The 13,892-nt window shown below is 51.6% G+C and carries 11 protein-coding genes; 9 read left to right on the top strand and 2 right to left on the bottom strand.

Features of this window, described 5'->3' with window-relative positions:
* Positions 1-59 precede the first annotated feature (59 nt).
* The 6 genes from ACRZ91_RS01525 (at position 60) to ACRZ91_RS01500 (ending at position 6,085) form a co-directional block, all read left to right on the top strand.
* Positions 60-983 (top strand): N-acetylmuramic acid 6-phosphate etherase, encoded by a 924-nt coding sequence (locus tag ACRZ91_RS01525; RefSeq protein ID WP_480902053.1) that lies wholly within the window; start codon positions 60-62, stop codon positions 981-983.
* Positions 980-2,230, top strand: a complete 1,251-nt coding sequence (locus tag ACRZ91_RS01520) for an ABC transporter substrate-binding protein (protein ID WP_010439357.1) — start codon at positions 980-982, stop codon at positions 2,228-2,230. The genes ACRZ91_RS01525 and ACRZ91_RS01520 overlap by 4 nt, the downstream gene beginning before the upstream one ends.
* A gap of 67 nt (positions 2,231-2,297) precedes the next feature.
* Positions 2,298-3,212 carry a carbohydrate ABC transporter permease gene (locus tag ACRZ91_RS01515; protein WP_039534942.1) on the top strand — a complete coding sequence of 305 codons (915 nt, stop codon included), beginning with the start codon at positions 2,298-2,300 and terminating at the stop codon, positions 3,210-3,212.
* Positions 3,213-3,222: 10 nt separating this feature from the next.
* Positions 3,223-4,062 (top strand): carbohydrate ABC transporter permease, encoded by an 840-nt coding sequence (locus tag ACRZ91_RS01510; protein WP_170393445.1) that lies wholly within the window; start codon positions 3,223-3,225, stop codon positions 4,060-4,062.
* A complete protein-coding gene (locus ACRZ91_RS01505) occupies positions 4,059-5,093 on the top strand; it encodes a Gfo/Idh/MocA family protein (protein ID WP_170469395.1) in 1,035 nt (344 codons plus the stop codon). Before ACRZ91_RS01510 ends, ACRZ91_RS01505 begins: the two co-directional genes overlap by 4 nt.
* Positions 5,090-6,085, top strand: a complete 996-nt coding sequence (locus tag ACRZ91_RS01500; RefSeq protein ID WP_480902050.1) for an ABC transporter ATP-binding protein — start codon at positions 5,090-5,092, stop codon at positions 6,083-6,085. The genes ACRZ91_RS01505 and ACRZ91_RS01500 overlap by 4 nt, the downstream gene beginning before the upstream one ends.
* A 761-nt stretch (positions 6,086-6,846) precedes the next feature.
* Here ACRZ91_RS01500 and ACRZ91_RS01495 read toward each other — a convergent pair.
* Positions 6,847-7,788 carry a response regulator gene (locus tag ACRZ91_RS01495; protein WP_480902048.1) on the bottom strand — a complete coding sequence of 314 codons (942 nt, stop codon included), beginning with the start codon at positions 7,786-7,788 and terminating at the stop codon, positions 6,847-6,849.
* 717 nt (positions 7,789-8,505) lie between these two features.
* Between ACRZ91_RS01495 and ACRZ91_RS01490 the strand changes: the two genes are divergently transcribed.
* Entirely contained in the window at positions 8,506-9,108 is a 603-nt protein-coding gene (locus ACRZ91_RS01490; protein WP_170469386.1) for an acyl-homoserine-lactone synthase, read from the top strand.
* Positions 9,109-9,512: 404 nt separating this feature from the next.
* On the top strand, positions 9,513-10,649 hold the full coding sequence (locus ACRZ91_RS01485) for a response regulator (protein ID WP_480902046.1): 1,137 nt from the start codon (positions 9,513-9,515) through the stop codon (positions 10,647-10,649).
* A gap of 63 nt (positions 10,650-10,712) precedes the next feature.
* On the opposite strand, the gene ACRZ91_RS01480 is transcribed toward ACRZ91_RS01485, so the two are convergent.
* Entirely contained in the window at positions 10,713-12,077 is a 1,365-nt protein-coding gene (locus ACRZ91_RS01480; RefSeq protein ID WP_480902044.1) for a cytochrome P450, read from the bottom strand.
* Positions 12,078-12,348: 271 nt separating this feature from the next.
* Here ACRZ91_RS01480 and ACRZ91_RS01475 point away from each other — a divergent pair, with 271 nt between their 5' ends.
* Positions 12,349-13,782, top strand: coding sequence for a sensor histidine kinase (locus ACRZ91_RS01475; RefSeq protein WP_480902042.1), 1,434 nt, complete (start codon positions 12,349-12,351; stop codon positions 13,780-13,782).
* The last annotated feature ends 110 nt before the right edge of the window (positions 13,783-13,892 follow it).

Genomic DNA, 13,892 nt, shown 5'->3' with positions numbered 1-13,892 from the left:
AAAATGGTAGACTAATGGTATCTAAAAGGTATGATGTCCAGAACTGAGGGGAGAATCACGTGGCAACGCCAGTAACGGAACAACTGCACAAGGATGCGATCGGGCTAGACGCGCGCCCCTTGGCCGAAGTTGCCGAGTTGCTAGCCCTATCTCAGTCTGAGGCCGCGACCACTCCGCTCACCTCGCTCACCCCCATTTGCACCGGAGCAAAAGCAATGGCGCAAACGATCCGCACGGGCGGGGTCTTGCATTATCTCGCGGCGGGGTCATCTGGCCTGATGGCCGCTTCGGATGCGCTGGAACTCGGCGGTACTTATTCAATACCTCCAAGCCAAATACGCATTCATATGGCAGGTGGTATGCCAACGGGTGTCGAGATGCCCGGAGATACTGAAGATGCGACCAGCACTCTTGCTCGTGATCTTGTGGATCTGTCCCCCAAAGACACTTTGATTACTGTTTCTGCCAGCGGTACGACGCCGTATACCGTTGCCGCAGCCCAGATCGCGCGCGACAAGGGTGCCCCTATCGTCGGGATCGCGAATAACGGCGATACCGAACTGTTGCGGCTGTCTGATCACCCCATTCTGCTTTCCACACCACCCGAGCTGGTGTCGGGTTCGACCCGCATGGGCGCGGGCACGGCACAAAAAATCGCGCTGAACATGCTGTCGACCCTGATGGCAATGGAGTTGGGGCATATTCAAGATGGCATGATGATCAATCTGCGTGCTGATAATGACAAGCTCCGCGCCCGCGCCAAAGGAATTGTTTGTCAACTGGCCGGAGTTGAACCCGAACAAGCCGAAACAGCATTGATGACGGCCAGCGGCAATCTGAAATGCGCCGCCTTGCTTGCAGCAGGGGTCCCGACACTGGGCGAGGCACAGGCCATGTTGCACGACGCGAATGATCACCTCCGCCCTGCCCTGGAGCGGATTAAGCAAAACCAAGAAACCATCAACCTGGGAGAAACCAAATGACACGCAAAGTTCTGAGCCTTGCTCTGATGAGTACGGCGTTGGTCACAAGCGCCTATGCGCAGGAGGCCACCCTGACAATCGAAAGTTGGCGCAATGACGATCTGGCTCTATGGCAGGAAAAAATCATTCCGGCTTTTGAAGCCGAGCACCCCGACATCAAAGTGATTTTCTCGCCCTCTGCCCCTGCGGAATACAACGCCGTTCTGAATTCGAAGCTTGAGGCCGGATCGGCTGGTGATCTGATCACCTGCCGTCCGTTTGATGCGTCGCTCGCGCTTTATGAAGACGGGCACCTGACGGATTTGTCCGATCTTGACGCTATGGGCAATTTCTCCGACGTCGCCAAATCTGCCTGGCAAACCGATGATGGATCGGCCAGCTTCTGCGTCCCGATGGCGTCGGTGATTCACGGCTTCATCTACAACAAGGATGCGTTCAACGAACTGGGCATCGAAGTTCCAACCACCGAGGCTGAGTTCTTTGCCGCGCTCGACAAGATCAAAGAAGACGGCACCTATATCCCGATGGCGATGGGCACAAATGACCAGTGGGAAGCCGCCACAATGGGCTATAACAACATTGGCCCGAACTACTGGAAAGGTGAAGAAGGCCGTCAAGCGCTGATCAAGGGCGAGCAGAAGCTGACCGATCCACAGTGGGTTGCCCCATATGCGACGCTGGCCAAGTGGGCGGACTATCTGGGTGACGGGTATGAGGCGCAAACCTATCCCGACAGCCAGAACCTGTTCACGCTGGGTCGTGCAGCGGTCTATCCAGCAGGGAGCTGGGAAATCTCGGGCTTCAACACGCAGGCCGATTTTGAAATGGGCGCCTTTAAGCCACCGGTCCAGAACGCGGGCGATACCTGCTATATTTCGGACCACACTGATATCGGCATCGGTATGAACGCCGCGAGCGAAAACCAAGAAGCTGCGCGCACCTTCCTGGCTTGGGTCGCAAGCCCCGAGTTTGCCAGCATATTCGGTAACGCCCTACCCGGTTTCTTCCCGCTATCCAGCACTCCGGTCGAGTTGGAAGATCCACTGGCCAAAGAAATCGTTGGCTGGCGCGAAGAGTGCGAAAGCACGATCCGTTCGACCTACCAAATCCTGTCGCGCGGCACGCCGAACCTCGAAAACGAGACTTGGGGTGCATCCGTTGCAGCCATCAAGGGTGCAGAGACACCCGAAGCGCTGGGTCAGCAACTGCAAGACGGTCTGGCCAGCTGGTACGCACCGCATCAGTAACACTTAGGCCACTCACACCGGACGCGGCCACCGCGACGCGTCCGGACCTTTTTCCCCGGAGATTCCCATGCAGACCCGCCGCATACGCTGGCACATTGCCGTTTTCCTCGCCCCTGCGGTGCTGGTCTATACGGCGGTGATGATCTTCCCCTTGTTCAACACTCTGCGCCTCGCACTGTTCACCGAGGTTGATCAGACACGTATCTACGTGGGCCTGCAGAATTTCCGCACCCTGTTCTTCGATCCAATCTGGTCCGAGCAGTTCTGGAACGCTTTGGGCAACAACTTCTGGTTCTTCCTGATCCACATGCTGGTGCAGAACCCAATCGGTATCGCTCTGGCGGCACTACTTTCGCATCCCCGCCTGCGGTTTGCGGCGCTCTACCGGTCCGCGATTTTCATTCCGACCATTCTGAGCTTTGTCATTGTCGGATTCGCGTGGAAATTAATCTTGTCCCCGCTTTGGGGCATTGCACCTTCGATGCTGGACGCCGTTGGTCTTAAGTCTCTGTTTGCACCATGGCTGGGCAAGGAAGAATACGCGCTGACGACACTGGCACTTGTCTCGGTCTGGCAATTCGTCGGCATCCCGATGATGTTGATCTATGCCGCCCTGCTGTCGATCCCCGAAGAGATCCTTGAGGCCGGAGAAATAGACGGCATCACCGGAGCCTCGGCATTCTGGAAGATCAAACTGCCGTTGATCATTCCTTCAATCGGAATCATCTCAATCCTGACTTTTGTAGGCAATTTCAACGCATTCGACCTGATCTACGTCTCGCAAGGCGCGCTGGCAGGACCGGATTTCTCAACCGATATTCTGGGCACCTTCATGTACCGCACCTTCTTTGGCTTCCAGCTGCAACTGGGCGACCCGCATATGGGCTCCGCCATCGCTGGCGCCATGTTTGCCATCATCCTCGTGGGTGTCTGTATCTACCTCTTCGGCATCCAGACCCGGATGCGCCGGTATCAGCTGTGAGGATCGCCGGATGAACAAAGCACGCCATAACCCGCTGAACACGGCCGCCATGCATGGGGCGCTGATCCTCTACACATTGATCGCCCTCTTCCCGGTCTTCGTGATCATCATCAACAGCTTCAAAACCCGACGCTCCATTTTCCGCGAGCCACTCGCCCTGCCCGATGCCGAAAGCTTCTCGCTGATCGGTTATCAGACGGTGATGAAACAAGGGGATTTCTTCCTTTATTTCCAGAACTCGTTGATCGTGACCGTGGTATCACTGGCCTTCGTTCTGCTATTCGGCGCCATGGCCGCCTTTGCGCTGAGCGAGTACAAGTTCAAGGGCAACACCCTGATGGGCCTCTATCTGGCACTTGGGATCATGATCCCGATCCGCATCGGCACCGTTGCGATACTTGAGATGATGGTTGCTACAGGGTTGGTGAACACCCTCTGGGCACTAATCCTTGTCTACACCGCACAGGGCCTGCCCCTAGCCGTGTTTATCCTGTCCGAGTTCATGCGACAGGTTTCGGACGATCTGAAAAACGCGGGCCGCGTCGATGGCCTATCCGAATACACCATCTTCTTCCGGTTGGTCCTGCCCCTCGTCCGCCCTGCTATGGCGACCGTGGCCGTGTTCAACATGATCCCGATCTGGAACGACCTCTGGTTCCCACTGATCCTCGCCCCAGCTGAGGAAACCAAAACACTGACACTGGGCAGCCAAGTCTTCATCGGCCAGTTCGTCACCGACTGGAACGCGGTTCTGTCGGCGCTCAGCATGGCGATCCTGCCGGTGCTGGTGCTCTATGTCATCTTCTCACGCCAGTTGATCCGCGGCATCACTTCAGGAGCTGTGAAATGACCAAAGTTCTGATCGCCGGCCTTGGCAATATGGGGCTGAGCCACGCTTTGGCCCACCATCACCACCCGGACGCTGAAGTCGTGGGGCTGGTGAACCGGTCTGGCCGCGTGGACCATCCTGACTTGTCAGAATATCCGGCCTTTTCCGAATTTCAGACGGCTCTGTCAGAGACGAACCCTGATTTGGTAGTCGTCGCCACCTATTCTGACAGCCATGCTGATTACGCCTGCACTGCGATGGAGGCCGGAGCGCATGTCTTCGTTGAAAAACCACTCGCGACGACTGTGGCAGATGCCAAACGCGTTGTAGCGAAAGCCATTGAAACCAAACGCAAACTGGTCATCGGCTACATCCTGCGCCATCACCCCTCATGGATTCGTCTGATTTCCGAGGCGCGCGGCCTGGGCGGGCCGTACGTGTTCCGGCTGAATCTCAACCAGCAAAGCAGCGGGGCCGAGTGGGAGACGCATAAGGCCTTGATGCAGACCACCTCGCCCATCGTCGATTGCGGAGTGCACTATGTCGACGTGATGTGCCAGATCACGGACTCAGACCCCGTGCGCGTCCACGGCATGGGCCTGCGCCTAAGCGATGAGATAGCCGAAGGCATGTATAATTACGGCCAGTTTCAGGTGATCTTCGAGGATGGCTCCGTCGGTTGGTACGAAGCCGGTTGGGGCCCGATGATGTCTGAAACCGCATTCTTCGTGAAAGACATTGTCTCACCGAACGGTTCCGTCTCGATCACCGATGGCAACAAGGGTGCGTCAGCCGATATCGACGGCCACACCAAAGTCGGCGGCCTTCTGGTCCATCGCCCCGAAGGCGACCAGACAATCGACATGCCGGATGAACCCGGCCATCAGGAGCTCTGCGATGCCGAACAAGCATATATGCTGCGCGCGATTGCTGAAGACATCGACCTGACCCGCCACATGAACGACGCCGTGCAATCGCTGGCCATCTGTCTGGCTGCCGATACTAGTATCCGCACCGGCCAACCAATTTCGCTGAAAGAGGCAAACACATGACCGCCCTGACGCTAACGAACGTGAACAAGTCCTTCGGCTCCGTCGAAGTCCTTAAGGATATCAACATCGAAGTCGAAGACGGAGAATTCGTCGTCTTCGTTGGACCTTCGGGCTGTGGCAAATCCACTCTTCTGCGCGTGATTGCGGGGCTCGAAGATGTGACCTCGGGCGAGGTTCGCATCGGCGGAGAACTTATGAACCTAACCCCGCCCTCCAAACGCGGCATCGCGATGGTGTTCCAAAGCTATGCGCTCTACCCCCATCTAAACGTGCGCAAAAATATGTCTTTGGCGCTGAAACAGGAAGGTCAGAGCAAGCAGGTCATCGAAGAACGGGTCACCAAGGCCAGCAAGATGCTGAACCTTGAGCCCTATATCGACCGTTACCCCTCTGAGCTATCCGGCGGACAACGCCAACGCGTCGCTATCGGCCGCGCCATTGTGCGCGAACCCAAACTGTTCCTGTTCGACGAGCCTTTGTCCAATTTGGACGCCGCCCTGCGCATGAATACGCGGCTTGAGATCGCCAATCTGCATCAGCAGCTTGATGCTTCAATGATCTACGTCACCCACGACCAGACGGAGGCGATGACCCTAGCGGATAAGATCGTCGTCCTACGCGACGGGCGCGTTGAGCAAGTCGGCAGCCCAATGGAGCTGTACAACAATCCCGCCAACCAGTTCGTCGCAGGTTTCCTCGGCGCGCCCTCGATGAATTTCTTCCCCGCCAGCGTGATCGGCGACAGCGTGGACACGACACTGGGAATACGCCCCGAAGACCTATACCTGACCGACGAGGGCCCCCTGACCGCGAACGTGACTCATGTCGAGCATCTGGGCGGAGACACCAACGTGATCGCGATGATGCAAGACCATCAGATCACCGCGCGCTTATTCGGCCAACATCAGGTTAATGCAGGTGAATCCGTACATTTCGGCTATGCTCAGGATCGAACCTATCGCTTCAACCCACAGGGCGCCCGTCTCACCTGACAATATCGGGTAACGATTTTAGGATTTTGGTGCGGTCGAGATGCATTGAAAACTTAAACACGCCTGTTTCCGGACTCCTCGAAAAACCAGAAGAATAATTTTAAAACAACATAATGAGGCTTCCAGTAGTCTCTAGATGGATCACTGTGTCTCACAGTAAAAGTTGGACCTTGGGGTGGACCAATTATAGCAGTCAACAAGCTGTTATCTTTGCAAGTGAAGAACACTCAAACCGGCTAGTACTTGGATGGCGAGAACCTCTGGCTGCCAAAAAGGACGGTGATGCTGGCAAGTAGTTGCTTCGGGTCCATGTCTACAGGCGTCGCAGAGAGATGGGTTTGGGCGCTCTGTCAGCCATAACTCTGAAGATTCACGCCAAGAAGCAGAGAAATGGCGACCCATAACCCGTCAAGGCAAAGACCCGATCAAAGAACAAGAACGGATACGCCGGGAAGCTGCTTAGACCGATCACGCTTTGACCGTGGTCGCGAAAGAAACCTTCAGGAAATTAGAGAGAGGCGAATACGCCAGATCTCGCATCAGATCAGATCTCGAGAAGAAGCTTACGGGATCTTTCTCCGAGTTGTTGCTGCCGGGTAGGCACTGAGATCGGACAAAGTAGACCAAAAGCACAAAGGTTGAACGTCTGATGAACGAGCGCGCGGATCTACTCAAACCAGAAAAATGAAAAACTCAGGGCGTTCAAATGTATTTTTTACACCAACAGCCTGGTCTTAATCACCATCCATATATGCAGTTTTTTAACCGATATTCGCCGCTCGACCCTCCGACATTTCAGCCATTTCGACGGCCTTGTCTATCAAGAACAACGCCTCCATCTTGGTTTTGGCTTTAAGCATAACTTCTTCGCTAACTTGGAAGCCAATTGGCCGACCTGAAGTGGTGTCACCGGAAATTTCTTTCAATGCCTCCGGAAGCGGAGCACCCAACTGGTCCACACTCAAATCAATTTGATTGTCATAGATCATCAAGAATACGCCATTTCCCCAATAGGTCGCTACTTTGCGCCCTTGCTGATTGGCTGTCAGAAGCGCGGTACCAGCTAAAGTCATGGCACTACGGAATTCACTGACCGTGCTCGTCTCATAGATTTGTTCGGCGCCTATGCATTTCACCGCCACAAGCTTTGCAGCCATGGAGTGCATCGTTGAAAGCTGAATTACGTAGTTCTCAAATTCAGCTAACCCAATGCAACCGGGCAAATCTCCGAAACATTGCGGATCACTTAAGCGAACGTCCGGACTATTGCCAAAACACAACTCAGAATCCGCTTCAGCTTCCAGCACTTCGATTGCGGCTCTGCGTTCCGCTGCCATTCTATAGGCGTCAGACAACCTCTGCTTCAGATCCGAGAACTCAAAAGGCTTTGTAACGTAGTCCGTTGCCCCAACTCCGAATGCTTCGTCGATGTACTCTTTTTGCACCATGGCGGTCACCATGATAATGGGCGTGTACGTGTATTCTGGTAATTTTCGCACTTCTTCGCAAAGAGTTATGCCGTTCATTTGCGGCATCTGCACATCAAGCAATAAGCAGTCGAACGCTTCATTTGGTCTCGACAGTATTTCAAGGGCCTCCCGACCACTTCTGGCGGTAACGACATCTTTGTATCCGAACGCTTCAAGAACTTTATCTAGCAACTCCAGGATGCTAGGATCGTCGTCTACAGCAAGTATACGCATAACTTTTCACCAACCTCTTACACCTCTCCAACCGTTGGGCATTGCAGACTTTAAGGCAACGGCTGGCTGGCGCATAAAACACTCAGGGATTACTCATCCTCTCTTATTTTCTTTTACGAAGGTGGCAAAACGGTGACATTAGGCAGACTTCCTTATGTCTGCACATTTTTTTCAATCTGTACAAATTTCTCAGCCCGAGGACGCAATTAGAAAAGTAACTCCCTCCAAATTTGGATGTCATCTTGATGGCTGCTTCTATCAGCAGTCAGGGCTGCCTTGAATTTTCATCAGACACCGAGACGGCACTTGATCCAGCGTAAGTTCTAATAGGTAATTTCCAATCGAAAGAGCAAAAAAACTTTTTTTTCAAAATGTTGCTGCACACGCAGAAATGAATGAAGCCTACGGGTGAAAAGAAAAGTTAAAAAAATCTTGCGTAATTGATCTGTCAGCGAACTCAACCATTGGGAGAGAGGAGATTTGGACACACCCATTCATCAATTCGGTTAACTACCGCATAGGTTGGTGGACTTGCCGAGCTGAATCTTGTCATAAGTGCGTCAATAATATGAGCAAAATATGGACCGTCCACTCAGGTTTAAGCAGACATACTCGGTCCCGGAGGGATTTCCGGAACTGACACCCGCTAACGCCACTTCAAGCGCTCCGAGTAAATCGGCGCGAATAGAAGTTTTCGCGGTTAGAAGTAGCCAGCCAATGCCACGTAGTGACGTTGGCAATATTCGTGCGACTACGCTTAGCTTTCGCAATATTCACGAGTATGGCCCACTGCTGGCAAAATACCTCGAAACCAGAAAGTCAATTTTCATAGATCAGCTAAAGTGGCAAGTCGGCGAAGCTGACGGGATGGAATTCGACCAATACGACACGCCAGCCTGTCGATGGGTTGTGTTGCACGAGTTTGGTGAAATTTTGGCAGGTGTGCGACTTCTGCCCACGACCGCACAATGCGGGGTATACAGTTATATGCTGCGCGACGCACAAAGAGGTATCCTTAAAGATATCCCATCTGACGTTCTGTTTGTTGAAGCCCCGGTAAAGCAATCTGTCTGGGAAGCATCCCGTTTCTTCGTGACAAAAGATGTAGCTTCATCACGCAGGCAGCAGGTTCAACAAGAGTTGTTTCACCAGATGACTACAGTCGCGATGGAAGGTGGTGCATCCAGCATACTGGGCATCGTTCCTTCAGTCTGGGCACGGTGGTCACGGCGACTGGGTATCAATGCCTCACCTGTCGGCGCAAAGTTCTCTATCGATGGCACCGTCAGTCAGTCAGTTTTGTTCAACATCTACAAGTAAATTGAACAACCCCGCTGCTGGATCGTCTATTATACTTTTTGACGCCCGACGCTGACTTCATTGCGACTAGGGTTTATTTTCAGGCTATTGGGAAACCATGGCTTTTATGCATGTTAGCAGCGTTACCAGAATTGATGCTTAATTTCCCAATCGCATTTCAATTCCGTTGTTTTGAGATGGTGAATTGTTCTTAGACGCGAACATATTGCCGAATAAATATCATCAAAAAAGCGCCACGGCCGCTCAAAACAAAAAACAGGCAACTCGTCGCTGAGGCCGTTTGCGCCAAACAAAGGTCAAGAAAAAACCCCTTTCTACGAAGAATTTCTCAATTTTTGCCGCGGTTTCGACCCACTCACCTCATAGGTTCAACCCGTTATGAGGATATCGGCGGTTCACCAGTTATGAGACATTCCACATTTGGCAGTGATCGGTTCCAAAGAAATTTAGAGCATCGAGCACAAAGAAAGACCGCACTTACTGTACTGGCGGTTGATGATGATCCTGACATTTTGAAATTGCTCCAGTCAGCGCTTCCTGAACTCGAAAACTGCAATGTGGCTGCTGCCAGTTCAGCTGATGAAGCGCTTGGGATGATAGAAGCAGCAGAAGCCCCGTTCGACTGTCTGCTTGTTGACATTCAGATGCCTGGAACCTCAGGGTTAGAGTTGCTTTCACAAATCCGAAACCTGCCGGAAAATCTGGAAACACCTGTCATAATGCTGACTGCTCTGGATGACAGGCAGAACATCGAGAAGGCATTTTTAGAAGGCGCGTTTGATTATGTAACTAAACCCTTCGACTTCTTTGAATTGCGCAGCCGTATGAACGCTGCTCACCTTCTGATGATGGAGAGAAAGAAAACCCAATCCTCATCGGCGTCGATAGAAAATCTTCGCAGTGAATTGGATTTCAACCAGAAATTCAATTTCAAGGATCCTTTGTCTATCGACGAGCAGGAACAATGCTTGGGGTATGTCGAATTCGACAACTATGTCGAGCAGCTTTCACGGAGGCGTCGATTTGACACCTGGGTCACCGCAATCAAATATCGTGATGCCGAGTATCACTTTGATCTGGGGAATTTTGGTGATTTTCGGCGATCTGTTTCCGACATCGGATCCTGCATTGAAAGAACAACACAGGCTGCTGGAGGAATCTATTCCTATCGCGGGAGTGGCACATTTCTAGTTGTTACACATGGGCGGGAACGCACCCAGAATATTCCGACCGAAGCTTTCCTAAACCAAGAACTAGGGACTGTTCTCAGCAACCGCTGCGCATCTGTCCATCTTAAAGTGGTGAAAGGTACACCGGTATCGCTTCGTTCTTTTACGAAGGTTGGAGCATTCGCCTCTTTGGACATGGCTATCAAAAAAGTGAATCATCGTGAGGCCAATCTCAGAAAGGGCCTGGTTACAACCTCTTCCACATTTTCAGAGCCCACACCGCATCGCAAAGAAATGGTCAACGATAGATTGTTTGATGTAGTCTTGCGTGAGCTGTACGGCGATAACACTTACCTCACTCGCCGGCAGTAAGCTAATTCTATCGCCAGACCTGACGTCGATCAAAGGTCAGGTACTGGAGTTTAGATATCAACTTTATTCGCGAACCCGTTCGGCATTGAGGATGAGTGGGCCACTGGTACGCATGGTGAAGGTCAAAACTGGTTCCGGCATTTCAGACTCAGTAATCGAAAAATTTATTCGACGGAGCACCGAAGCCATAAGTACCATGATTTCAGTTTCAGCGTACTGAGCACCTATGCAGATTCTGGGACCATCTCCAAATGGAATGTACTGGCCTCGAGGCAGTGTAGACCCCAAGAACCGTTCCGGTCGATAGTGGTCAGGAGCATCCCATAGTTTTTCGTTTCTGTGCAAAGAGTAAACTGGGAAGAACAGCGCGTCACCATTTGCAATCTTTACTCCTTTGATTTCAAGGTCGGCAGATGCGTCTCTAGCAAAGAACGCGGCTGAAGGGTAAAGCCGCAGCGTTTCTTTTACATGGGCGCGCAGGAGTGGCATTGCCTCCAGGTCCGAAAATTCCACTAGGCCTTTTGGGCGAACGGACCGAATTTCCTGTCTAACCCTAGCTTGCATATCTTGGTGCAAGGCCAGCAAATAATATCCCCAAGCCAAAGCGTTGGCGGAAGTTTCATGACCAGCAACGACAAAGGTTAAAAGATTGTCAACGGTTGTCGCTTCATCCTCGAAATCTGTTTTTAACGCCTCAATCATGAAATCGAGGAAATCCTGTGGCTCGCTGCAGCATTCGGAGCGACGCTGATCAATAACCTGTCTGGCAAGGTTCCGCATATTAGTGACCGGGGCTAGGCTGCGTAGCCAATTCTTGCGCGGCACCCACTTTGGCAAACCCATTAAATCGAAAAGAGACAAATCAGAAATGTACTCAAAATACTTGATCAGCCCCACGCGTATTTGCTCTGAACTGACTTTCTTGTTACCCGAAAAAATCACCCTAGAAATATTCGTCAACGTTGATGCAGGCGCAATTTGTGCAACATCTACGGGGCCTTCGTGTTCCGCCAATGAATCTGCAATCTCGACACCAGTCTCTGCAAAATGCCGAGCCAGAACCGGGAGGTTCCTGGCGGCGAATAGAGGAGAATACCTACGCCGCTGCTGACGCCATTTTTCCCCTTCAGAGAGTATCAACCCGTTGCCTACAGCCGATCCAATAATGTCTTTAGTGAACTTGGCTTTGGGAAACGAACGGCCCTGCCCGACAAGTAACTCGGTTATTATTTCAGGATCGCAGATATAGTGTATGTTCAAAGGCCCACGAACATAAGTTTCACGCAGAGTTTCGGCCGGGATGACTTCAAACATGTTTCGACCAGCGGACCTTGCAAACTGAAGCAGTGTCACCGGCTTTTTTGCAAGCCTAGCCGAAACAGGAGCGACAGCGCCCTGCCCCAACTTCGTAAATTCAACTGCAGTCAAACCCCAACCCTTTTAGATTTTCTCCTTCTTTCTGGCACATTAAGATAAAAAAAAATGCACTTAGCAACGAGATCGTCAAATTTGGGCGCCCCACACTGCATTTGCGCAACAAAAATTTTTCAACCTCTCACACCAGAATCTTGATTGAAACGCCAACAATCACGGTGGCCTTCAAAGGATTAGCGCCAAACTGTGAACCCAATTCAGACCAACTAAGTCCTCATTGTGCCGCTAATGGTACTGTCCAAGCGCTAAAAACGAAGACATCTAGATGACAGCCATCGACGCCAATCTGCCGAACCGGGACTCCGGTGAAACGGAAAACCGGCTTCTGCAAAACATCATAGATTATACTGCCATGAGCTTTGCGCTTCTGTGGCAGCGGCAGGCTATTTATCTGGCCACGACCATTTTAACTGCGTTCTTCTTCGATCCCATTAATGCCATGTTGTTCTACGGGACAATCCTCATTTGCGAAGCGCAAGATTTATTGCTGGCCAAACGCGTACCGCGCTTGAAGCCAGATCAGCACAAAGCAATTAGTATGATGGTTGTTTGGATTCTGTTGAACACGATCCTCAGCGCGGCCGCAATCTGCCTGTATGCTGTTTCAGTTGCTTTCGCACAGCCCGCCGGTGGTCACTTTACTCCAATGTTCTTCTTGTTTGCTGCGGCGTTGTTTGCAGCAATGAACAACCATCAGTTTCTGTGGGCAATGATTATCCGTCTGACCATGTACGGCGTATCGTTCATGTTGATTGTCGTCAAGGATATCTGGATCGAACGCCCCGAGCTTTCATCTGAACTCTGGCTGCACTTCTTCACCGTTATCTTTGTAATGTACTTTCTGATTGACTGTTCGATGGTGTTTCTGAAGCTCTACCGCAGGAATTTGGAACAACTCGAAAAGCTCAAAGCAGAGCACGAAAGAACAAAAGCGGCCTACATTGCGAAAACTCAGTTCATATCGACAGTTAGCCATGAACTGCGTACGCCTCTCACTTCGATCAAGGGATCACTTGACCTAATCAACACAGGCGCATTGGGTGAAGCACCAGAATCAATGCAAAGCCTCATTCATTTAGCAGGTAAAAATTGCGAACGGCTCGCATCCCTAATCAATGATGTGCTGGACATTCAAAAAATGGAAGCGGGCGAGATGAACTACCGTGAAGGAACTGTTGATGTACATGCGCTGATTCAGGAAGCGATCGCCTGTAACATGGGATATACCAGTGCTCACAACGTAGAAATTGTAGAAGACTTAAGGGGAAACAATGATCTGTACGTTAAAGGTGATCCCTCCCGCCTTCTTCAGGTGTTGGCCAACATTATCTCCAACGCAGCTAAATTCTCCCTTGATGGAGGCGAGATAACCGTCGGATGCGAGAAAGTCGGCGAGAATATTCGCCTCTTCGTCAAAGACCATGGCATCGGGATACCTGAGGGGTTCCATGACAAAGTTTTTGATCGCTTTTCCCAGATAGACTCTTCCGACGAACGTCACGCAGGCGGTACCGGACTCGGGATGCATATTTCAAAGGAAATTGTTGAGCATTTTGGCGGAACAATAGACTACAGAAGCAAACTTGGTGAAGGCACAGAGTTTTTCATTAAATTCCCTGCGATAAGCGGACGTGAAGTAGGTTCCACCGGAGAAGAGCACACCTCACTACCCTGCGCCACGCAACCGGAGCAACGATAACGGATTCCTGCCGAGCAATTTCGATGGCACATCACTTTGGATTTCTGAAGCAATCCCGTGATTCAGTAGCGGATTTTCGGTGGTGAAGTTATCCCTATGATCACAAGACC

The organism is Ruegeria sp. O11 (assembly GCF_056535285.1).
The sequence above is the reverse complement of the archived record's forward strand: the minus strand, read 5'-3'. Positions and strand labels throughout refer to the sequence as shown.